This window comes from Streptomyces sp. NPDC001068 (genome assembly GCF_042897315.1).
In the GTDB taxonomy this organism is placed as follows: Bacteria; Actinomycetota; Actinomycetes; order Streptomycetales; family Streptomycetaceae; genus Streptomyces.
Genome location: NZ_JBIAYD010000013.1, coordinates 31254 through 52375, shown reverse-complemented (window position 1 = coordinate 52375; position 21122 = coordinate 31254). Strand labels below are relative to the sequence as shown.

17 protein-coding genes and 1 pseudogene are annotated in these 21122 nt (G+C 71.6%); 3 read left to right on the top strand and 15 right to left on the bottom strand.

The annotated features are described in order from the left end of the window. Positions 1 to 15: 15 nt before the first annotated feature. The 6 genes and pseudogenes from kdpA (ACFY3I_RS33010) to ACFY3I_RS32985 form a co-directional block, all read right to left on the bottom strand. Positions 16 to 1278, bottom strand: a pseudogene (kdpA, locus tag ACFY3I_RS33010) (potassium-transporting ATPase subunit KdpA); the annotation flags it as partial. A 15-nt stretch (positions 1279 to 1293) separates the two neighbouring features. Next, on the bottom strand, positions 1294 to 2136 hold the full coding sequence (locus tag ACFY3I_RS33005) for a potassium-transporting ATPase subunit C (protein WP_390864707.1): 843 nt from the start codon (positions 2134 to 2136) through the stop codon (positions 1294 to 1296). A 3-nt stretch (positions 2137 to 2139) separates the two neighbouring features. Then, positions 2140 to 4218, bottom strand: coding sequence for a potassium-transporting ATPase subunit KdpB (gene kdpB / locus ACFY3I_RS33000; RefSeq protein ID WP_390864915.1), 2079 nt, complete (start codon positions 4216 to 4218; stop codon positions 2140 to 2142). A 74-nt stretch (positions 4219 to 4292) separates the two neighbouring features. After that, entirely contained in the window at positions 4293 to 4382 is a 90-nt protein-coding gene (kdpF, locus tag ACFY3I_RS32995) for a K(+)-transporting ATPase subunit F (protein WP_360493140.1), read from the bottom strand. Between the two features lie 105 nt (positions 4383 to 4487). Further along, positions 4488 to 5822 carry a diaminopimelate decarboxylase gene (gene lysA / locus ACFY3I_RS32990; RefSeq protein WP_390864706.1) on the bottom strand — a complete coding sequence of 445 codons (1335 nt, stop codon included), beginning with the start codon at positions 5820 to 5822 and terminating at the stop codon, positions 4488 to 4490. A 23-nt stretch (positions 5823 to 5845) separates the two neighbouring features. Further along, positions 5846 to 6205 (bottom strand): SAV_915 family protein, encoded by a 360-nt coding sequence (locus ACFY3I_RS32985; RefSeq protein WP_390864705.1) that lies wholly within the window; start codon positions 6203 to 6205, stop codon positions 5846 to 5848. A gap of 300 nt (positions 6206 to 6505) precedes the next feature. On the opposite strand from ACFY3I_RS32985, the gene ACFY3I_RS32980 reads away from it, so the two are divergent. Further along, positions 6506 to 7045 carry a universal stress protein gene (locus ACFY3I_RS32980; protein ID WP_390864704.1) on the top strand — a complete coding sequence of 180 codons (540 nt, stop codon included), beginning with the start codon at positions 6506 to 6508 and terminating at the stop codon, positions 7043 to 7045. A gap of 23 nt (positions 7046 to 7068) precedes the next feature. On the opposite strand, the gene ACFY3I_RS32975 is transcribed toward ACFY3I_RS32980, so the two are convergent. The 7 genes from ACFY3I_RS32975 to ACFY3I_RS32945 form a co-directional block, all read right to left on the bottom strand. Further along, positions 7069 to 9609: an ATP-binding protein gene (locus tag ACFY3I_RS32975; protein ID WP_390864703.1), complete on the bottom strand. Its 2541-nt coding sequence runs from the start codon at positions 9607 to 9609 to the stop codon at positions 7069 to 7071. Position 9610: 1 nt separating this feature from the next. Continuing rightward, a complete protein-coding gene (locus tag ACFY3I_RS32970; protein WP_390864702.1) occupies positions 9611 to 10294 on the bottom strand; it encodes a response regulator in 684 nt (227 codons plus the stop codon). Beyond that, positions 10294 to 10962: a potassium-transporting ATPase subunit C gene (locus tag ACFY3I_RS32965; protein ID WP_390864701.1), complete on the bottom strand. Its 669-nt coding sequence runs from the start codon at positions 10960 to 10962 to the stop codon at positions 10294 to 10296. The genes ACFY3I_RS32970 and ACFY3I_RS32965 overlap by 1 nt, the downstream gene beginning before the upstream one ends. A 5-nt stretch (positions 10963 to 10967) precedes the next feature. Then, the gene (kdpB, locus tag ACFY3I_RS32960; RefSeq protein WP_390864914.1) at positions 10968 to 13061 is read right to left on the bottom strand and encodes a potassium-transporting ATPase subunit KdpB; all 2094 of its coding nucleotides are present in this window, start codon (positions 13059 to 13061) and stop codon (positions 10968 to 10970) included. 29 nt (positions 13062 to 13090) lie between these two features. Beyond that, positions 13091 to 14755, bottom strand: a complete 1665-nt coding sequence (gene kdpA / locus ACFY3I_RS32955) for a potassium-transporting ATPase subunit KdpA (RefSeq protein ID WP_390864700.1) — start codon at positions 14753 to 14755, stop codon at positions 13091 to 13093. A gap of 7 nt (positions 14756 to 14762) precedes the next feature. Beyond that, complete coding sequence (gene kdpF, locus ACFY3I_RS32950) at positions 14763 to 14852, bottom strand: K(+)-transporting ATPase subunit F (protein WP_016434100.1); 90 nt, start codon at positions 14850 to 14852, stop codon at positions 14763 to 14765. Between the two features lie 341 nt (positions 14853 to 15193). Next, a complete protein-coding gene (locus tag ACFY3I_RS32945) occupies positions 15194 to 17035 on the bottom strand; it encodes an APC family permease (RefSeq protein ID WP_390864699.1) in 1842 nt (613 codons plus the stop codon). A 279-nt stretch (positions 17036 to 17314) separates the two neighbouring features. Here ACFY3I_RS32945 and ACFY3I_RS32940 point away from each other — a divergent pair, with 279 nt between their 5' ends. Then, positions 17315 to 17833 (top strand): hypothetical protein, encoded by a 519-nt coding sequence (locus tag ACFY3I_RS32940; protein WP_365284997.1) that lies wholly within the window; start codon positions 17315 to 17317, stop codon positions 17831 to 17833. 6 nt (positions 17834 to 17839) lie between these two features. Here ACFY3I_RS32940 and ACFY3I_RS32935 read toward each other — a convergent pair whose 3' ends face one another. Then, a complete protein-coding gene (locus ACFY3I_RS32935) occupies positions 17840 to 18112 on the bottom strand; it encodes a hypothetical protein (RefSeq protein ID WP_390864698.1) in 273 nt (90 codons plus the stop codon). Positions 18113 to 18284: 172 nt separating this feature from the next. Here ACFY3I_RS32935 and ACFY3I_RS32930 point away from each other — a divergent pair, with 172 nt between their 5' ends. Next, the gene (locus tag ACFY3I_RS32930) at positions 18285 to 18461 is read left to right on the top strand and encodes a hypothetical protein (RefSeq protein ID WP_390864697.1); all 177 of its coding nucleotides are present in this window, start codon (positions 18285 to 18287) and stop codon (positions 18459 to 18461) included. 147 nt (positions 18462 to 18608) lie between these two features. Here ACFY3I_RS32930 and ACFY3I_RS32925 read toward each other — a convergent pair whose 3' ends face one another. Continuing rightward, positions 18609 to 21077, bottom strand: coding sequence for an ATP-binding protein (locus ACFY3I_RS32925; RefSeq protein ID WP_390864696.1), 2469 nt, complete (start codon positions 21075 to 21077; stop codon positions 18609 to 18611). Positions 21078 to 21122: the final 45 nt, after the last annotated feature.

The window sequence follows — 21122 nt, the reverse complement described above, 5'->3', positions numbered from 1 at the left end:
GAGGGCGGCACAGCCGAGGATGGCGGTCGGGGCGACCAGCGCGTAGAGAACGACGTAGCGCATCTCCGGGAACCCGATCCGCTTGCGCAGGTACTCGGGGGTCCGGCCGACCATCAGTCCGCCGACGAACACGGCGATCAGCACCGCCATGATCAGGCCGTACAGTCCGCTGCCGGTGCCGCCGGGCGCGATCTCACCGAGCATCATCGCGGACAGCAGCACCCCGCCGCCGAGGCTGGAGAAGCTGTCGTACGACGCGTTCGCCGCGCCGTCGGCGGAGCCGGTGGCGGCGATGCCGAAGAGGGTGGAGCCGGGTACGCCGACGCGGGTCTCGGTGCCCTCGTACGGTCCGCCGACGGCCTCGGTCACCGTGCCGGTGTGGGCGCCCTGGGCGAGGCTGCCGGCCGCCAGGAGCAGGCCGAAGAGGATGCCGACGACCGTGAGCAGGGTCCAGCTCTGCCGCAGGGAGCCGATCATGCGGCCGTAGGTGCGGATGAAGGCGGTCGGGATCAGCAGCATGAGCACGATCTCGATCGCGTCGGTGAACGCGGACGGGTTCTCGAAGGGGTGCGCGCTGTTGGCGTTGAAGACGCCGCCGCCGTCGCCGGACAGCAGCTTGAGCGGTTCCCAGGAGCCGACCGGGCCGCCGGGCACGGTCTGCTGTCCGCCAGCGACGGTGGTGACCGTGTGCGGGTCCATGAGGTTCTGCGGGACGCCGAGGGCGATGAGGATGATCCCGGAGACGACGGACAGCGGCAGGACGACCCGGAAGACCGTACGGATCAGGTCGACCCAGAAGTTGCCGAGCCGGTCCGTGTCCCGGCGCACGAGTCCCCGGGTCAGGGCCAGCGCGGCGCAGATGCCGACGGCGGCCGACGCGAAGGCCTGCACGCCCAGGCCGGCCATGGCGGCGAGGTGCCCGGTGGTGGACTCGCCCGCGTAGTTCTGCCAGCTGGTGTTGGTGGTGAAGCTGACGGCGGTGTGCAGGGCGAGCCGCCAGGGCAGCCCGGCGTGGCCGGTGGACCAGGGCAGGCCGCCCTGGAGGGTGAGGAGCGCGAACAGCGCGGCGATGCTCACCAGGCTGAAGGCGAGCAGGGCGAACAGGTAGTGCAGCCAGTCCTGTTCGCGGTCCGGGTCGACTCCGCAGAGCTTGTGGAGGACGCGTTCGGCGCGGTGGTGCGGACCGTCGTCGAGAGCGCGGGCCATGTAGTCGCCGAGCGGGACGTGCAGTCCCACGACCACGGCGAGGATCAAGGTGGCCTGAAGCCAGCCGTACATGGGGTCAGGCTCCCTTCACGGGATGCGTCGGTCGAGGGCCGCGTTCAACTGGACGACGTTCACCGCGGGTTCGCCGAGGATGCCGAAGGCCCGGCCGGTGGTGTACTTCCCGACCAGCTGGTCCACGGCAGCCTCGCCCATGCCGCGTTCGCGGGCGACGCGCGGGGTCTGGAGCAGGGCGTAGGCCCGGCTGATCTGCGGGTCAAGGCTGCTGGCGCTCGCGGTGACGGCGTCGGCGGGGACCTCCGGGTGGGCGGGCGCGTCTCCGCGGACGGGGGTGACGACAGCCGCGCCGTAGTCCTCGCCGGGCTTGGCGCAGGTGACGGTGACGCCCTCGTAGGCGGCTCGGAACGGCTTGGCGGGGCAGGCCTGGTCCAGGCTCACCACCCGGGTCGCCTTCCCGGTCGTACCGCCGTCACGGAACACGCCGAGGACGGCGCCGACCCCGTCGGAGGTGCAGTACGGGCGGGAGCCGTCGACGTGCTCCAGTTCACCGACCGCCCTGCTGCGGGCGCAGACCTGGGTGAGCAGGCTCTGCCTGCCGTCCGGGCCGAGGACGTCGACGGTCGACTCGGGGCCGAGGTTGCCGGCCGAGGAGGCCGAGGCGTCGTAGCCGGTACCGGCGTTGGAGGGCCGGGACTGGAAGTAGTACGGGATCGGGTCGCCCTTCTCGTCGAGGAAGGACTGGCCGATCAGCGAGGTACGGCCCCGCGCGTCGTCCCGCAGACCGGGGACCTGCGCGATCGCCGTCATGGCCAGCGGGTAGGCGAGGCCCAGCACCACGGTGAGGACGATGACCACCCGGACCGCCGCCACGTGGTGGCCGATCCAGGAGGGCGTTCTGGAGAGGAAGTTCATGAGTCAGAGCCCCGGAATGAACTGGACGACCGCGAAGTCGATGAGCTTGATCGCGAGGAAGGGCAGCACGAGTCCGCCCATGCCGTAGATCCACAGGTTGCGGGTGAGCAGGGCGTCGGCGCTGCTGGGCCGGTAGCGGACACCGCGCAGGGCCAGCGGGATCAGCACGACGATGATGACGGCGTTGAAGATGACCGCGGACAGGATCGCCGAGGCCGGTGAGTGCAGCCGCATGATGTTGACCGCGTCCAGGGCCGGGTAGACCCCGCCGAACATCGCCGGGAGGATCGCGAAGTACTTGGCGATGTCGTTGGCGATGGAGAACGCGGTGAGCGCGCCCCGGGTGATGAGGAGCTGCTTGCCGATCTCGACGATGTCGATGATCTTCGTGGGGTCGGAGTCGAGGTCGACCATGTTGCCGGCCTCCTTCGCGGCCGACGTGCCCGTGTTCATCGCCACCCCGACGTCCGCCTGGGCGAGCGCAGGCGCGTCGTTGGTGCCGTCACCGGTCATCGCGACCAGCTTGCCGCCCGCCTGCTCCTTCTTGATCAGAGCGAGTTTGTCCTCGGGGGTGGCCTCGGCGAGGAAGTCGTCGACGCCCGCCTCCTCGGCGATGACCCGCGCGGTGACCGGGTTGTCGCCGGTGATCATGACCGTGTGGATGCCCATCCGGCGCAGCTCCGCGAAGCGTTCGCGCATGCCGGGCTTGACGACGTCCTTGAGGTGGACGACGCCGAGCACCCGGGCCGGGCCGTCGCCCGGGGCCTCGGCCACGGCGAGCGGGGTGCCGCCGGAGGCCGAGACCTGCTCGACGCAGGCCGCCAGGGCGACCGGTACGGTGCCGCCGTTCTCCGTGACCCAGTCGGCGACCGCGGTGGCCGCGCCCTTGCGCAGCCGTCGGCCGGACGGCAGGTCCACGCCGGACATCCGGGTCACGGCCGTGAAGGCGACCCACTCCGCGCCCTCGGGTTCGGCGGCCGCGAGAGAGAACTGCCCCTGCACGTACTCGACGATCGAGCGGCCCTCGGGAGTCTCGTCCGCCGGCGACGACAGCAGCGCGGCCTCGGCGAGATCGCGTCCCAGGACCGAGCCGACCGGCAGCAGGGCGCTCGCCCGCCGGTTGCCGTAGGTGATGGTGCCGGTCTTGTCGAGCAGCAGCGTGTTGACGTCGCCCGCCGCCTCGACCGCGCGGCCCGACATGGCGAGCACGTTGCGCTGCACCAGCCGGTCCATGCCGGCGATGCCGATCGCGGAGAGCAGTCCGCCGATCGTGGTCGGGATCAGGCAGACCAGCAGGGAGACCAGGACGATGCCGGTGACGCCGTCGGCGGTGAGCGCCTGGGTGTCGGGCGCGGCCGACATGAACTCCTTGGAGAAGATCGCCAACGGCTGGAGCGTGAGGACCGCGACCAGGAAGACGAAGGTCACCATCACGAGCAGCAGGTTGAGGGCGAGCTCGTTCGGGGTCTTCTTCCGGTCGGCGCCCTCGACCAGGGAGATCATCCGGTCCAGGAAGGACTGGCCGGGCTCCTGGGTGATCCGCACGACGATCCGGTCGGACAGCACCCGGGTGCCGCCGGTGACGGCGGAGCGGTCACCGCCCGACTCGCGGATGACCGGTGCCGACTCGCCGGTGATCGCGGACTCGTCGATGCTGGCCACGCCCTCGACGACATCGCCGTCACCGGGCACCAGCTCCCCCGCCTCGACGACCACGAGGTCACCGCGCCGCAACTCGCCGGCGCCGACGCTCTCCTCGGTGTACGGGCCGTCCGACGGGCCGGTGAGCCGGCGGGCGACGGTCTGGCGGCGCATCCCGCGCAGGGTGTCGGCCTGGGCGCGGCCCCGGCTCTCGGCGACCGCCTCGGCGAGGTTGGCGAAGACGACGGTCAGCCACAGCCATACGGTGATCAGCCAGCCGAACCCGGACGGACGGGCGATCGCGAGGCCGGTGGTCAGGGCCGCGCCGATCTCGGTGACGAACATGACCGGGTTGCGGGCCAGGGTCACCGGGTTGAGCCTGCGCAGCGCGGCCGGGAGGGCCCGCCACAGCTGCTGGGGGTCGAGCAGGCCGGCGCCGATCCGGCGGCCGGCTTCCGGGTCTGGCGGTCGTACCGTGCCGGCGGGTCACTCACGTACGGGTGCGGGGGCGGTCATCAGAAACGCTCCGGCTTGATCAGGGCCACCACGAGGTAGGCCAGCAGGCCGACCGCGACGATCAGCCCGACGATGTTCTCGATCGTCACAGGGACCTCTTCCTCACGAACGTGTCTCTCAGGGGGCCTTGGAGCACCTCCGGGCGGGGGCCGGGCCGCCGCTCGCCCGGAGGTGGGTATCGGGGACGGGCCGGGCTACAGGCCGACGTCCCGGCGGCGGATGTCGTCCAGGGACTCGCGTCGGACCAGCAGGCGGGCGTGGCCGTCCCGGACGGCGGTGACCGGCGGGCGGCCCACCAGGTTGTAGCCGGAGGCCATCGACAGGTGGTAGGCACCGGCCACCGGGACCGCGAGCAGGTCGCCGGGGCGCAGGTCGGCGGGGAGTTCGACGTCCGTGGCCAGGACGTCGCCCGCCTCGCAGTGCCGTCCCACGACGGTCACCGGGGCGGCCGGCGCGGCGCTCGCGCGGCCGACCAGCCGGGGCGCGTACCGGACGCCGTACAGCGCGGGCCGCGGGTTGTCGCTCATCCCGCCGTCGACGGCGGCGAAGGTGTGCTCGCCGGTCTTCTTGACGGCGAGGACCCGGTACACGGCGATCCCCGCAGGACCGACGATGGCCCGTCCCGGTTCGATGATGAGGCGGGGCACCGGCAGACCGGCGGCTCCGCACGCCTCCGTCAGCTCGGCGCGCACCCGGCGGGCCAGGGCGGTGAGGTCGAGGGCCTCCTCACCCGGCCGGTAGGCGATGCCGTGACCGCCGCCCAGGTCCAGCTCGGGCAGCACCAGGCCGTGCTGTTCGTGCAGCCGGGCCATGAGCCCGACCACCCGGCGCACCGCGGCCAGGTAGGGCTTGACGGTGGTGATCTGGGACCCCAGGTGGCAGTGAAGGCCGGTGAGTTCGAGCTGCGGCTGGTCCAGTATCCGGGCGATGGCGTGCTGGGCGTAGCCGTCGGCGATGGACATGCCGAACTTCTGGTCCTCGGTGCCGGTGCGGATCTTCGCGTGGCCGCCCGCGCTGATGCCGGGCACCACCCGGACCATCACCCTCTGGTGTCCGCCGGGACCGACGGCGGCGGCGAGCCGGGCGATCTCCGAGGGACTGTCGATCACGATCCGCCCGACGCCCAGCCGCAGCGCGGTGTCCAGGTCGCGCGGCGACTTGGCGTTGCCGTGCAGCACGATGCGGTCCGGCGGGAACCCGGTGGTGACCGCGAGCTCCAGCTCGCCGGCCGAGCAGACGTCCAGGCCGAGGCCCTCCTCCTCGGTCCAGTGGACCATCGCGCGGCACAGGAACGCCTTGGCCGCGTAGAGGACTTCGGCGTCCGGGAAGGCGTCCCGGTAGGTGCGGCAGCGCTCGCGGACCTCGTTCTCGTCCAGGACGTAGACGGGGGTGCCGAACCGGTCGGCGATCTCGGCGAGCGGGACACCGCCCACGGCCAGGTCGCCCGGCCGGGACTCGGTGGTGGAGGCGGGCCACACCGACAGATCGGCGGGCGTGGTGGTGAGGACGGGTTCGTGCAGGGTGGTCATCGACCGCTCCCCTCTCGGACGGTTCAGGCGGTTCGGGCGATCCGCAGTGACGCGGCGACGGGCGCGAGCGGCGCCACCGGGATCGACACCGGGGCCGGCGCCGGTGCGGACAGCTGGGGATCGACCGTGACGGTGGTGACGCCGAGCGGTGCGGTCAGGGCACGCAGCGCGGGTTCGGCGAGCCGGATCCAGGCCTGGTCGGGGCCGAGCGTGGCGGCGAGGTTGCGGGCCGAGGTGAAACCGACGGCGGTCCGCTCGCCGAGGGGGGTGCGGAAGAGCCGGGCCGCGCACCCCGCGGGTCCCGGCCGGACCGGTACGAACAATGGTCCGGCCGGGAAGCGATCGGAAGGTTCCGGATCGTCACCGCACAAGAGCTCTGACATGGAATGCCTCCTGCTACAGGTAGGAGCTGGTGCCCCGGACGCGGGGAGGCTGACCGGGGGCTCGCCCATGACGCTATGCCCGGCCCCGGCACTCCTCCGACGCTTCATGACGGGACGCTGACGGTGATCGCGGCGACGTTGACGGGACGCTGACGGAGGGTCCGTCGACGCTGGTCGCGGGCGTCAGAGGTGTGACAGGAAGCGGCTGCGGGGCTGGCCCGCGCACCGCTCCGGGAGTGTCATGGAGGCGGTCCGTCCCCGGGGCACGCCCGGGGTCCGCTGCGGAAGTACGGTGAAGACATGTCCGGATACGACACCTGCCCGTCCCGTCGGGTCGTCGTCGGTGTGAGCGGTTCGCTGGGCAGTGTCACGGCCCTGTGCCGGGCCGCCGCGGAGGCCCGGCGGCAGGAGGCGGAGCTGTGGCCGGTGCTGGCCTGGGAGCCGCCGGGCGGCGAGCTGGCGGCCCGCCGCTCCCCCGCGCCGCCGGCGCTGGTCGAGGAATGGCAGCGGCTGGCCCGCGAACGGCTGCTCGTCGTGCTCGACGAGGTGTTCGGCGAGGCGACGCCCGCCGGCGTTCCGCTGCACGGTCTCGTCGTCCGCGCCACGCCCGGCCTGGCCCTGGTGGAGACGGCGGATCGCGAGGACGACATCCTGGTCGTCGGCGCGGGGCGGCGCGGCTGGCACCGGGCCTTCTCGGGCCGCGTCACCCGCTACTGCCTGACCCACGCGCACTGCCCGGTCCTCGCGATCCCGCCGTCCCCGCTGGAGGAGTCACTGGCGGCCGCGCGGCGTCGCAACGCCTGGCATCTGCCGCTGAACACGGGGAAGTTGCCCTGCTGACGGACGTGCCGAAGGGCGGGACGTTACGACGTCACGGCCGCCGAGAGCTCCGGCCGCCCCGGTCTCCGTCCCGGGGACAGCGGCAGGCTCAGCACCATCGTGAGCCCGCCGCCGGGGGTGTCCTCGGCCGTGAGGGTGCCGCCCATCGCCTCGGTGAAGCCCCGGGCCACGGCCAGGCCGAGGCCGACACCGGCACCGCGCGGTGCGTCGCCGTACCGCTGGAACGGCTCGAAGATGCGCTCCTTGGCCTCGTCCGGGACGCCGGGTCCGCGATCCACCACCCGGACCTCCACCCGGTCGGCCATGGAACTGGCCTTCACCAGTACGAGGGTGTCCGCCGGGCTGTACTTCACCGCGTTCTCGACCACGTTGGCCACCACCCGCTCCAGCAGCCCCTTGTCGACATGGACCATGGGGAGCGTCTCCGGGATGTCCAGCTCGACGCTGTCCTCGGGGACCCCGCCCAGCGCCATCGGCACCACCTCGTCCAGGTCGGCCTCGCGGACGATGGGTGTGACGGTGCCGGTCTGCAGCCGGGTGATGTCGAGGAGGTTCCCCACGAGGTGGTCGAGCCGGTCGGCGCCCGCCTCTATCGCCTCCAGGAGTTCCGCCCGGTCCTGTTCGGACCATTCGACGTCGTCCGAACGCAGCGACGACACCGACGCCTTGATGCCGGCCAGCGGGGTGCGCAGGTCGTGGCTGACGGCGGCCAGCAGCGCGGTGCGGATACGGTTGCCCTCCGCCAGCTCCTTGGCCCGGTCCGCCTCCAGCTGGAGCCGCTGCCGGTCGAGCACGACGACGGCCTGGGCGGCGAACGCGGCCAGCACCCGCCGGTCGGAGGCCGGCAGCACCCGCCCGGACAGGGCGAGGGTCATGTGGTCGCCGACCGGCATGTCGACGTCCGCGTTCTCCGGGGTCCGGCAGGGCCGGGGCCCGACACTGCCGGCGCAGGTCCACGGTGCGACGTCGTCCGTCCGCTCCAGCAGCGCCACCGACTCCATGCCGAACGTCTCGCGGACCCGTTCCAGCAGTTCCGCCAGGCCGGTCTCGCCACGCAGCACGCTGCCCGCGAGGAAGGAGAGGATCTCGGACTCGGCGCGCAGCCGGGTCGCCTGCTGGGTACGGCGGGCCGCCAGGTCCACCACGGACGCCACCGACACCGCGACCCCGACGAAGATCGCTATGGCGACGATGTTCTTGGGGTCCGCGATGGTGAGTGTGTGGACGGGCGGGGTGAAGAACCAGTTGAGCAGCAGGGAGCCGACGAGCGCCGAGGTGAGCGCCGGGAGCAGCCCGCCGAGCAGGGCCGCGGCGACCGTCAGGGTGAGGTACAGCAGCATGTCGTTGGCCAGGCCCACCTCCGGCGCGGCACTGGTCAGCAGCCAGGTCAGCAGGACCGGCCCGAGGACGCCGGCCAGCCAGCCCCAGATGATCCGGGACCGGCCGAGCCGCGCCGAACGGGCCAGCGGCAGCCGCCCCTTGCCCGCCTCGGCGTGGGTGATGAGGTGGACGTCGAGGTCGGGTCCCGAGTCGCGGGCGACCGTGGCCCCGACGCCCGGTCCGAGAACGTACTGCCAGCTGCGGCGCCGGGAGACGCCGAGGACGATCTGGGTGGCGTTGACTCCGCGGGCGAAGTCGAGCAGGGCGCTCGGGACGTCGTCGCCGAGGACGTGGTGGAAGGTGCCGCCGAGGTCCTCGACCAGGGTGCGCTGGACGGCGAGTTCCTTCGGGGAGGCCGAGTTCAGGCCGTCGCTGCGGGCGATGTAGACGGCAAGCACCTCGCCGCCGGCGCCCTTCTCGGCCAGCCGTGCGGCCCGCCGTATCAGGGTCCGCCCCTCCGGGCCGCCGGTCAGGCCGACGACGATCCGCTCCCGTGAGCCCCAGATCTTCGAGACCTGGTGCTCGCTGCGGTACTCGTTCAGGTACTCGTCGACGCGGTCCGCGACCCAGAGCAGCGCGAGTTCGCGCAGGGCGGTGAGGTTGCCGGGCCGGAAGTAGTTGGACAGGGCCGCGTCGACCTTGTCCGGCTTGTAGATGTTGCCGTGCGCCATGCGCCGACGCAGCGCCTGCGGTGACATGTCGACCAGTTCGATCTGGTCCGCGCGCCGTACCACCTCGTCGGGCACGGTCTCCTGCTGCCGTACGCCCGTGATGGACTCGACGACGTCGCCCAGCGACTCCAGGTGCTGGATGTTGACGGTGGAGACGACGTCGATCCCGGCGGCCAGCAGTTCCTCGACGTCCTGCCAGCGCTTGGCGTTGCGGGAGCCGGGGATGTTGCTGTGCGGGAGTTCGTCGACGAGGGCCACCTGGGGGCGGCGCGCGAGCACGGCGTCCACGTCCATCTCCGTGAACACCGTGTCCCGGTAGTCCAGTTCCCGGCGCGGGATCTGCTCCAGACCGTGCAGCATCACCTCGGTGCGCGGCCGGTTGTGGTGCTCGACGAACGCGACGGCACAGTCGGTGCCCCGTTCGATCCTGCGATGGGCCTCGGAGAGCATGGCGTAGGTCTTGCCCACGCCGGGTGCCGCACCGAGATAGATCCGGAGCCTGCCGCGTGCCATGTCATCCTTCGAAGCGGTAGCCCATGCCGGGCTCGGTGATCAGATACCGGGGGTGTGAGGGGTCCGCCTCCAGCTTGCGGCGGAGCTGGGCCATGTACACCCGGAGATAGTTGGTCTTGTTGCTCTGCGAGACCCCCCACACCTCTTGCAGCAGATGCTTCTGCGTGACGAGCCGCCCCGGGTTGGTGACCAGGATCTCCAGCAGGTGCCACTCGGTGGGGGTCAGGCGTATGTCGTGGCCGGAGCGTACGGCCTTCTTGGCGAGCAGATCGATGGTGAAGTGGTCGGTCTCCACCAGGGTGGTCTCGGGGGCTAGCGGCGCGTCCTCCGTACGGCGGACCGCCGCCCGGAGCCGGGCTAGCAGTTCGTCCATGCTGAACGGCTTGGTGATGTAGTCGTCGGCGCCCGCGTCGAGCGCGGCGACCTTCTCGTCGGAGGCCTGCCGCGCCGACAGCACCAGGATCGGTACACGGGTCCAGCCGCGCAGCGCCCTGATGACGTCGGCCCCGTCCATGTCGGGCAGTCCGAGGTCGAGCATCACCACGTCCGGCTGACGCGCGGCCGCCAGCCGGAGGGCCGTGGCGCCGTCGGGCGCCGCGTCCACTCCGTACTGGCGTGCCTGCATGTTGATCACGAGTGCCCGTACGAGCTGAGGGTCGTCTTCCACGACCAGCACTCGGGTCATCAGCTGCCCTTGATCAGTTCCTTCAGCGCGATGTTGAGTTCGAGGACGTTCACCTGGGGCTCCCCGATGAAGCCGAGGGTACGGCCGTCGGTGTGGTCCTTCACCAGCTTCTCCACCTGGTCGACGGAGAGGTGGTTCTTCGCCGCGATCCGGTGGACCTGGAGCTCCGCGTAGGCCGAGGAGATGGCCGGGTCGAGGCCGGAGCCCGAGGAGGTGACGGCGTCGGCGGGCACCTGGGAGGGCTCGACCGTGTAGCCGGCCACCGAGTTGTCCTTGACGACCGCGGCCTTGGCGTCCTTGACCTGCTGGATCAGCACCTTGTTGTCGGCGGCCAGGTTGGTCGCACCCGAAAGGATCAGGCTGTACCGGGTGTTGATGCTGTTGCTGCCGAGGCCGTTGGCCGGGCGTCCCTGGAACCACTTCAGGGCCGCGTCCGGGGTCTCCTGGCCCTTCTTCAGCGGCAGGTTGTACGACTGCCCGATCAGGGACGAGCCGACGACCTTGCCGTCCGACTTGATCTCGGAGCCGTTCGCCTTGTCGTGGAACGCGGCCTGGGCGATGCCGGTGACGACCAGCGGATAGACGACGCCCGTCACCAGGGTCAGCACGAGCAGGGCACGCAGGCCCGCCCAGAGCAGCCGAGCGGTGTTGGTAACCGAATTGTTCATGGCGATCAGCCGATTCCGGGGATGAGGGAGATGAGCAGGTCGATGATCTTGATGCCGATGAAGGGGGCGATCAGACCGCCGAGGCCGTAGATCCCCAGGTTGCGGCGGAGCATCTTGTCGGCGCTGACCGGCTTGTACTGGACGCCCCGCAGGGAGAGCGGCACCAGCGCGATGATGATCAGCGCGTTGAAGATGACCGCGGACAGGATCGCGGAGCTGGGCGAGGACAGGTGCATGATGTTGAGCTTGTCCAGGCCCGGGTAGACCACGGCGAACATGGCCGGGATGATCGCGAAGTACTTCGCGACGTCGTTGGCGATGGAGAACGTGGTCAGCGCGCCACGGGTGATCAGCAGCTGCTTGCCGATCTCGACGATCTCGATGAGCTTGGTCGGGTTGGAGTCGAGGTCGACCATGTTGCCGGCCTCCTTCGCGGCCGACGTGCCCGTGTTCATGGCCACGCCGACGTCCGCCTGCGCGAGGGCCGGCGCGTCGTTGGTGCCGTCACCGGTCATCGCGACCAGCTTGCCGCCCGCCTGCTCCCGCTTGATGAGGGCCATCTTGTCCTCGGGAGTGGCCTCGGCGAGGAAGTCGTCCACGCCCGCCTCCTCCGCGATGGCCTTGGCGGTCAGCGGGTTGTCACCCGTGATCATCACGGTCTTGATGCCCATGCGACGCAGTTCCTCGAACCGCTCCCGCATGCCGTCCTTGACGACGTCCTTGAGGTGGATGACGCCCAGGACGCGGGCACCCTGACCGTCCTCGACCGCTACGAGCAGCGGGGTGCCGCCGGACTCCGAGATCCGGTCGGCGAGGGTGTCGGCGTCCTCGGCGACCGTGCCGCCCTGCTCACGGACCCAGGCGATGACCGAACCGGCCGCGCCCTTGCGGATCTTCCGGCCGTCGACGTCCACACCCGACATACGGGTCTGGGCGGTGAAGGCGATCCACTCGGCGTGCGTCAGCTCACCCTGGTGCCGCTCGCGCAGCCCGTACCTCTCCTTCGCCAGGACGACGACGGAGCGGCCCTCGGGGGTCTCGTCGGCCAGCGAGGACAGCTGGGCGGCGTCGGCCACCTCGGCCTCGGTGCTGCCGCTCACCGGCACGAACTCGGAGGCCTGACGGTTGCCGAGGGTGATGGTGCCGGTCTTGTCGAGCAGCAGCGTGGAGACGTCACCGGCGGCCTCGACCGCGCGGCCGGACATGGCCAGCACGTTGCGCTGCACCAGCCGGTCCATGCCGGCGATGCCGATCGCGGAGAGCAGGGCGCCGATGGTGGTCGGGATCAGACAGACCAGCAGGGCGACCAGCACGACCATCGTCAGGTGGGTGCCCGCGTAGTCGGCGAACGGCGGGAGGGTGGCGACGGCCAGAAGGAAGACGATGGTCAGCGAGGCGAGCAGGATGTTCAGCGCGATCTCGTTGGGCGTCTTCTGCCGGGACGCGCCCTCGACCAGGCTGATCATCCGGTCGATGAAGGTCTCGCCGGGCTTCGTCGTGATCTTGATGACGATCCGGTCGGACAGCACCTTGGTACCGCCCGTGACCGCGGACCGGTCACCGCCGGACTCACGGATGACCGGGGCCGACTCACCTGTGATCGCCGACTCGTCGACCGATGCGACGCCCTCGACGACGTCGCCGTCGCCGGGGATGATGTCGCCGGCCTCGCAGACGACCAGGTCACCGATCTTGAGCTCGGTGCCGGGCACCTGCTCCTCGGTGTCCCCGACCAGCCGCCGGGCGACGGTGTCGGTCTTGGCCTTGCGCAGGGTGTCGGCCTGGGCCTTGCCGCGGCCCTCGGCGACCGCCTCCGCGAGGTTGGCGAAGATGACGGTCAGCCAGAGCCAGGCGCTGATCGTCCAGCCGAACCAGTCGCCCGGGTCCTTGAAGGAGAAGACGGTGGTCAGGATCGAGCCGACCCAGACCACGAACATCACGGGCGACTTGACCATGACCCGCGGGTGGAGCTTCCGGCAGGCCTCGGGAAGCGAGCTGATCAGCTGCTTGGGGTCGAACAGGCCCGCGCCGACGCGGCCTTCGGCGGGCTTGTGCCCGGTCGGCGCGTCCTGGTGGGGCGCAAGGGTGGGTGTGGACATGGTGTCCTCGTGGGCTTCCGTTCGGGTGGTCACGACGCCAGCCCCTCGGCCAGCGGGCCCAGCGCCAGGGCCGGGAAGTAGGTCAGACCGGTGATGATCAGGATCGCGCCGACGAGCAGGCCGGTGAAGAGCGGCTTCTCGGTGCGCAGGGTGCCGGCCGTGGCCGGGACGGGCCGCTGCTCGGCGAGCGAGCCGGCCAGCGCCAGCACGAACACCATCGGCAGGAAGCGGCCGAACAGCATCGCGAGTCCGGTCATGGTGTTGTACCAGTCGGTGTTCGCGTTCAGGCCGGCGAAGGCCGAGCCGTTGTTGTTGGCCGCCGAGGTGAAGGCGTACAGCACCTCGGAGAACCCGTGGGCACCCGGGTTGAGCATGGAGTGCGGCGGGGTCGGCAGGGCCATGGAGATCGCCGTGAAGACGAGCACCAGCGCAGGCGTGATCAGGATGTAGATCGCCGACAGCTTGATCTCGCGGGAGCCGATCTTCTTGCCCAGGTACTCGGGCGTGCGGCCGACCATCAGACCGGCGATGAACACCGCGATGATCGCCATGATCAGGATGCCGTAGAGGCCGGAACCGGTACCGCCGGGAGCGATCTCGCCCAGCATCATGCTGAGCATGGTGATCCCGCCGCCGAGGCCGGTGAACGAGCTGTGGAAGGAGTCCACAGCGCCGGTCGAGGTGAGCGTGGTCGCCACCGCGAAGATCGACGAGCCGCCGACCCCGAAGCGGACCTCCTTGCCCTCCATCGCCCCGCCCGCGGCCTGGAGCGCCGGGCCGTGGTGGGCGAACTCGGTCCACATCATCAGCGCGGTGAAGCCGAGCCAGATGGCACCCATGGTCGCGAGGATCGCGTAACCCTGCTTGACCGAGCCGACCATCACACCGAAGGTGCGGGTCAGCGCGAACGGGATCAGCAGGATCAGGAAGATCTCGAACAGGTTGGTGAAGGGCGTCGGGTTCTCGAAGGGGTGGGCGGAGTTGGCGTTGAAGTAACCGCCACCGTTGGTGCCCAGCTCCTTGATGGCCTCCTGGGAGGCGACCGCGCCGCCGTTCCACTGCTGCGAGCCGCCCATGAACTGGCCGACCTCGTGGATGCCGGAGAAGTTCTGGATGGCACCGCAGGCGACGAGGATCACCGCGGCGATCACCGAGAACGGCAGGAGGATGCGGACGACACCCCGGACCAGGTCGGACCAGAAGTTGCCGATCTCACCGGTGCGCGAGCGCGCGAAGCCGCGCACCAGCGCCACGGCGACGGCGATACCGACGGCCGCGGAGACGAAGTTCTGCACGGCCAGACCGGCGGTCTGCACGACGTGACCCATGGTCTGCTCGCCGTAGTACGACTGCCAGTTCGTGTTGGTCACGAAGGAGACGGCCGTGTTGAACGACTGCGCCGGGTTGACCGAGGAGAAGCCGAGCGAACCGGGCAGGATGCCCTGGAGCCGCTGGAGCAGGTAGAGAAAGAGGACGCTGACGGCGGAGAAGGCGAGGACACCGCGCAGATAGGCGGGCCAGCGCATCTCGGTGCCGGGGTTGGCGCCGATGCTCTTGTAGATCCACTTCTCGACACGCAGGTGCTTGTCGGAGGAGTAGACCTTCGCCATGTAGTTGCCGAAGGGGACGTAGCAGAGCGCGAGCGCGCCTATGAGCGCGGCGAGCTGGAGCACGGCGGCGGTTACGGGACCCATGTCTGTCTCAGAACCTCTCCGGGAAGATCAGGGCGAGGACGAGATAGCCCAGCAGGGCGACGGCCACGACGAGGCCGACGATGTTCTCGGCGGTCACAGCTTGGTCACCCCCTTGGCGACGAGGGCCACCAGCGCGAAACCCGCGAGCACGGTGACGACGAAGGCCAGATCGGCCATCGTGAACTCCTGGATGAGATTCGGAACGGACTTGGACGGTTAGAGCAAACCGCCTCCGTGGCCGGATTCGACCGCCGTTGACGGCTCCCTTACGGCGCCGTTCACGCCTTTGACGCGACTCTTACGCCCGGCCGACCCACCCGCGACCGGAGACGGCCGTCCGGCTCCCCGTACCACCCTGAACTGGGGGAACAGGGCGCCCGGACACGTCCGCCCGCCCGTGGTCTGCACGGGCGGGCGGGCAAGGTGCCGGGGTGGGCGTCAGGAGATGCGGAACCGCAGCCGGCAGATCACCGCGTCGGTCTCCCGGCGCACGGCGTGCGCGACGACGGAGCCCCGCTGGTTCTGCAGCAGCCGCTGCCACAGCCGCTCCGGCTCGGTCTCCGGGATCAGCACGGTCACCTGGGTGGCCGGCTCGGCCGCGCTGACCTCGCGGACGTACGCGGCGATGGGACGGCCCAGGGTGCGCCGCTCACAGGTAAGCCGGACCAGCGGCACCCCGGGGTCCCATTCGGCCCAGGCGCGCTCCAGGGCGTGCAGCTGAGCCCGGTCCTCGGGGTCGGGGTGGCAGACGGTCACGGCCCGGACCTCGTCGCCGAGGGAGGCGGCCGCCGACAGCGCCTGGGAGGTGAGCCGGGACAGCGCCGACACCGGCACGATCACGACCGACCGCTCGCGGTGCGGTGCCTCCGGGATCCGCCCGAGCCCGAGCCGCTCACCGATCCGCCCATAGGCGCGACGTACGGCGCCGAAGGCCGCGACCAGCAGCGGCAGCGTGACGACGACGAGCCAGGCGCCGTCGGTGAACTTGCTTGCGGTGACGACGACGGTGGCGACCCCGGTCAGGACCGCCCCGAAGCCGTTGAGCAGCGCCTTCCCGCGCCAGCCCGGCCCGCGCTCCAGCCGCCAGTGCCGCACCATGCCCACCTGGGCGATCGTGAAGCCGACGAAGACACCGATGGCGAACAGCGGCACCAGCGTGTTGGTGTCGCCGCCGGAGAACACCAGCAGCGCGGCCGAGACGACGGCCAGGGCGAGCACCCCGTGCCGGTGCACCTGCCGGTCGGCCTTGAGCGCGAAGACGTGTGGCAGGTAGTTGTCCCGGGCGAGCAGCTTGAGCAGCACCGGAAGCCCGCCGAACGAGGTGTTCGCGGACAGGGCGAGCAGGATCATCGTGGCGAACTGGATGACGTAGAAGCCCCAGTTGTGCCCGAGCGAGGCGTCGGCGAGCTGTGCGAGGACGGTCACGCCCTCGACGGGCTGGAGGTGGAAGCGGGAGATCAGCACCGAGAGACCGATCAGCATCGCGCCGAGCACGGCCCCGAGGGCGATCTCCGCGTGCTGGGCCCGCCGGACGCGTGGCGCCCGGAAGGAGGGCACGGCGTTGGCGATGGCCTCGACGCCGGTGAGCGCGGCGCAGCCGGAGGCGAAAGCCTTCAGCAGAAGCAGGGTGCCGACACTGGTGGCGTTGTCGGCGAGGACGGAGGCATGCCCGGCCGCGGTGGCGGTGCTGACCGGTCCCGACCGGAAGAGCCCCACGACGATCAGCACGAAGATCGACCCCACGAACACCGCGGTCGGCACGATGAACGCCTTGGCCGACTCCACGATGCCGCGCAGGTTCACACCGGTGACCAGCACCAGCACGGCCAGGCAGATCCAGAGCCGGTCGGCGTACAGCGCCGGGAAGGCGGAGGTGAGCGCGGCGACACCGGCCGTGACGGCGACGGCGACGTTGAGCACGTAGTCGAGCACCAGGGACGCCGCGGCGACCAGACCGGTCCGGGCGCCGAGATGCCTGCGGGCCACGGCGTAGGCCCCTCCCCCGTCCGGGAAGGCCGCGATGACCTGCCGGTAGGACGCGACGAGCACCGCCAGCAGGGCAGCGATGGCGAGCGTGACTGGCAGCGTGAAGCCGAGCCCGTGCGCACCGGCGGCGGCCAGCACCAGCACGATGGCCTCCGGCCCGTACGCCACCGACGCCATCGCGTCCAGCGACAGCGCGGCGAGCCCGGTGACGGCGGTGAGGCGATGCCGCTCATCGGTATCGGGCGGCTCCTCACCGGCGGGCACGGCGCCCGTTTCGGTGGTCAGTACGGACATGGAAGGGTGCTCCTTAACGGACGGGACATGCCTTCGCGCGCGGCAGTACCGCGCGATGCGACTAGGTTCTGTCCCGCCTCCGCCAGAAACGGCCATTCCTTGCGCGTTCTTCGCGCGAGCGGGTTCGACTTTGATGACTTCTTGACAGGGGTGGCCGCAGCGCACCCGAGCGGCGTGACGAGCCGCAGCCGGCCCCCACGGACCCGAGGTCATCAGAGTCCCGTCAAGGACACGCCGCACCCGCTGACGCCGCCGCCCGCGGCTCCCTACCTTCGCCCCATGCAGCACGGCGAAGCAGCCCGCCCCACCGAGGACCCCCGCTGGTCCAAGGACGTCTACGCATCGGCCCGTTGCGCGGGCGCGCTCCTCGCCCTGCTCCTCCTCGTCGACTGGGGGGCGGGGACACTGGCCTGGCGGCGCGCCGCTCTCTGGACGGCGCTCGCTCTGCTCCTCTTCGCCGCCCTTCACCCCGCCAGGGTCCGGGCCGGCGACGGCTGGCTGACCTCCCGCCGCCTGCTGCGCACCCGCAGGGTCCGCACGGACCGGCTGGTCTCGGTCCGCTGCCTGGACGGGATCTCCCCCCGGCTCCTGCTCCGGGACGCCCGCGGTGACCGGCTGGAGATCGATCCGCAGATCCTCGTCGACAACCCGGCCCTGTGGCGGCGCGTGGACGAGGGTGCGCGCAAGGCGGCCGCGGCCGGCACCCTGCTGTGCGGCGCGACCGCGTTGACTCGGCTCGCCGAACGCGTCGAACACGAGAACGCCTTGGGTGTGTTCAAGGCCTCGGGGCTGGAGTAGGTGCCCTCAGTCCTGCCCCGCCGCTGTCATCAGCACGTCGAGCCCCTGCCGGGTGGTCGCCATCACCACCCGGTCCCCCGGGCGCGGTACCCGCCCCTGCGGCGGCCGCCAGTCGAAGGCCCCCGCCCGTAAGGCCCCGGCCCGTCCGGCGGCGGGCCCCACCGCCGGCACCCGCCACTCCCGCCGCCGGAACGCCTGGTGCACCGGCCGGCCCTCCGGTTCGGGATGGCCGGCCACGTCCACGCAGGTGAACAACAGCGACCCCCGCTCCACGGGCATCACCCCCAGCACATGACGCCCCATCATGGCCGCGGCGAACGAGGGCGCGGCCAGCGCCGAAACGCTTCGGCTCCGGGGCGAGCGCGGCGGCCCGTTCGACACCGGCCGGGCGCAGGGTGGCCTCGTCCGGGCGGGCGGCGACGTGCAGTCGGACGGCTGAGGCCCGGTCGCGATGGAGGGCCGCGACCTGGGCACCGTGCTCGTCGTCGGCGGACGGCAGGACGACGGTGACGGTCTCGCCGCACACGGCGTCCGGTTCGACGGCGAGCCGGTGCGCGAGTCCGTCGTCACCGCAGATCACCATGTGTCCGGTTCATTCGCCGGATGCCGTTGCCACGAACGGAGTTGACGTTACATCAGCCAGAACGGCACCGCCGGCGCCACCGGTTCCGGCCGGGCCGCGACCGCTGTTCAAGAATTCGCCAAGAGCATGCCTGCGCAGAGCACGCCGACACGGTGGGCGGGCGCGGCCCCCGCCCCGGCCCTCCCTCGCTGGTCAGCCCGTGCCGACCGGCCCCGCCAGGGGCAGCGAGACGACCATGGTCAGTCCGCCGCCCGGGGTGTCCTCAGGGGTCAGGGTGCCGTCCATCGCCTCGGTGAGCCCTCGGGCGAGGGCGAGGCCGAGACCAAGGCCGGTGGTGTTGTCGGTGTCGCCGAACCGCTGGAAGGGCTCGAAGAGGCGATCGCGCCCGCCCGCGGGCAGGCCGGGGCCCCGGTCGATGACCCGGAGTTCGGCGCGCCCGGCCAGCGCGCTCGCCGTCACCAGCACCCGCTTGCCCGGCGGGCTGTAGCGGGCCGCGTTGCCGACCAGGTTGGCGATCACACGCTCCAGCAGCGGCGGGTCGGCCAGCAGCGGCGGCATGTTCTCCGGTTCGCCGTGCACGTCGACGGTCGGCGTGTCGGCGAGGGCAGCCGGGAGGACCTCCTCCAGGGCCGTGGCCCGGAGGTTGAGGGTCAGGACGCCGGCCTCCAGGCGGCTGAGGTCGAGGAGGTTGTCGATGAGCCGGCTCAGCCGGGCCATGGACTCCTCGGCCGTGGCGAGGAGTTCGTCGCGGTCCTCCGGGGAGAACTCCACCTCGCGGCTGCGCAGCGAGGTGACCGCCGCCCAGCCGGCCGCGAGCGGGGTGCGCAGGTCGTGGCCGACGGCCCGCAGCAGCGCGGTGCGCATGCGGTCGGCGGCGCGCACCGGTTCGACCTCGGCGGCGGCCTGCGCGAGCCGGGCCCGCTCCACGGCCGAGCCGACGTGTGCGGCGAAGGCGGCGAGCACCCGCCGCTCGGACGCGGACGGGGTACGACCGCGCAGGACCAGGTAGTTGCCTGGGCCGGCCGGCACGGCGGTGACGTCGGCACCGTCGGGCGGTTCCTCGACGAGCACGGCGGAATCCATGCCGAAGGTCTCGCGGGTGCGTTCCAGCAGGGCCGGGATGGTCTGACCGCCGCGCACGATGCTCCCGGCCAGCGACGACATGGTCTCGGCCTCGGCGGCGGCCCGGGCGGCGCGCCGGGACAGCCGCAGCGAGCGGTCGACGACCCCGGCGACGGTGGCGGCCACGACCGCGAACACCCCGAGCGCCAGCAGGGCGTTGGGATCGTCGAGGGTGAACCGGCCGACGGGCGGGATGAACCAGTAGTTGAGCAGCAGGGACGCGGTGACGGAGGCGATCACGGCGGAGGTGACCCCGCCGATGCAGGCCACGCCGACCACCGCGAGCAGGAAGAGCAGAGCCTCACTGGTCAGGTTGACGGTACCGCGGACCTGGGCGAGAGCCATGGTCAGCAGCACCGGGAGCACCAGCCCCGCCACCGGTCCGGCGATCAGACGGCGCGTGGAGAGCGTACGGCGGCGCGAGGGCAGCAGGGTGCCGCGGCCGGCGCGCTCGTGGGTGACCCGGTGGACGTCGATGTCGCCGGAGAGCGCGGTGACGACCTCCCCCGTCCCCGGTCCGGTCAGGAAGCGTTCGAGGCGGCCCCGGCGACTGGTGCCGAGGACGAGCTGGGTGGCGTTCTCCGCGCGGGCGAACTCGACCAGGGCGGCGGCCACGTCGTCGCCGACGACCGAGTGGTAGCTGCCGCCGAGGTCCTCGACCAGCCGGCGCTGCCGGGCCAGCGACGCGTGGGAGACACCGGCGGCCAGTCCGTCGCTGCGGGCCACGTGCACGGCGAGCAGATCGCCGCCGGCCGACCGGTCGGCGATGCGCGCGGCCCGTCGTACCAGCGTGTCGCCCTCCGGACCGCCGGTCAGCGCGACCACGACCCGCTCCCGGGTCTCCCACACCCCGCCGATGGCGTGCTCCGCGCGGTACGACTGGAGTGCCTCGTCGACCCGGTCGGCGACCCAGAGGAGGGCCAGCTGGCGCAGGGCGGTGAGGTTGCCGGGGCGGAAGTAGTTGGCGAGGGCCGCGTCGACCTTCTCGGGGGTGTAGATGTTGCCGTGCGCCATGCGCCGGCGCAGGCCCTCCGGCGGGATGTCGACGAACTCGATCTGGTGGGCCCGCCGGACGACCTCGTCGGGCACCGTCTCGTGCTGCGGCACGCCGGTGATCTTCTCGACGACGTCCTTGAGCGACTCCAGGTGCTGGATGTTGACGGCCGTGATCACGTCTGTGCCGGCCGCGAGCAGGTCCTCGACGTCCTGCCAGCGCTTGGGGTGCCGTCCGCCGCCCGGGATGTTGGTGTGGGCGAACTCGTCCACGATCGCCACCTCGGGGCGGCGCGCCAGCACGGCCGCGACGTCCATCTCCTCGAACTCGCCGCCCCGGTAGTCGCAGCGCAGTCGGGCCACGACCGCCAGGCCGCCGATCATGGCCTCGGTCAGCGGGCGCCCGTGGCACTCCGCGTATCCCACCACCACGTCCGCGCCCCGGGACGCGCGGCGCTGAGCCTCGTCGAGCATGCGGTAGGTCTTGCCGACCCCTGGGGCGGCACCGAGGTAGACCTTCAGTCGTCCGCGCGGTACGTCGTTCATCACCTCAAAGGGAAGCGTGCCGCAGGGCACCGGTCCGGCCTCTTG

Excerpts from the sequence above, each read along its gene's own strand:
- ACFY3I_RS33005 (WP_390864707.1), bottom strand. The coding sequence starts at position 2,136 with ATGAACTTCCTCTCCAGAACGCCCTCCTGGATCGGCCACCACGTGGCG.
- lysA (WP_390864706.1), bottom strand. The coding sequence starts at position 5,822 with ATGACCACCCTGCACGAACCCGTCCTCACCACCACGCCCGCCGATCTG.
- ACFY3I_RS32985 (WP_390864705.1), bottom strand. The coding sequence starts at position 6,205 with ATGTCAGAGCTCTTGTGCGGTGACGATCCGGAACCTTCCGATCGCTTC.
- ACFY3I_RS32980 (WP_390864704.1), top strand. The coding sequence starts at position 6,506 with ATGTCCGGATACGACACCTGCCCGTCCCGTCGGGTCGTCGTCGGTGTG.
- ACFY3I_RS32975 (WP_390864703.1), bottom strand. The coding sequence starts at position 9,609 with ATGGCACGCGGCAGGCTCCGGATCTATCTCGGTGCGGCACCCGGCGTG.
- ACFY3I_RS32970 (WP_390864702.1), bottom strand. The coding sequence starts at position 10,294 with ATGACCCGAGTGCTGGTCGTGGAAGACGACCCTCAGCTCGTACGGGCA.
- ACFY3I_RS32965 (WP_390864701.1), bottom strand. The coding sequence starts at position 10,962 with ATGAACAATTCGGTTACCAACACCGCTCGGCTGCTCTGGGCGGGCCTG.
- kdpB (WP_390864914.1), bottom strand. The coding sequence starts at position 13,061 with ATGTCCACACCCACCCTTGCGCCCCACCAGGACGCGCCGACCGGGCAC.
- kdpA (WP_390864700.1), bottom strand. The coding sequence starts at position 14,755 with ATGGGTCCCGTAACCGCCGCCGTGCTCCAGCTCGCCGCGCTCATAGGC.
- ACFY3I_RS32945 (WP_390864699.1), bottom strand. The coding sequence starts at position 17,035 with ATGTCCGTACTGACCACCGAAACGGGCGCCGTGCCCGCCGGTGAGGAG.
- ACFY3I_RS32940 (WP_365284997.1), top strand. The coding sequence starts at position 17,315 with ATGCAGCACGGCGAAGCAGCCCGCCCCACCGAGGACCCCCGCTGGTCC.
- ACFY3I_RS32935 (WP_390864698.1), bottom strand. The coding sequence starts at position 18,112 with ATGCCCGTGGAGCGGGGGTCGCTGTTGTTCACCTGCGTGGACGTGGCC.
- ACFY3I_RS32930 (WP_390864697.1), top strand. The coding sequence starts at position 18,285 with ATGGAGGGCCGCGACCTGGGCACCGTGCTCGTCGTCGGCGGACGGCAG.
- ACFY3I_RS32925 (WP_390864696.1), bottom strand. The coding sequence starts at position 21,077 with ATGAACGACGTACCGCGCGGACGACTGAAGGTCTACCTCGGTGCCGCC.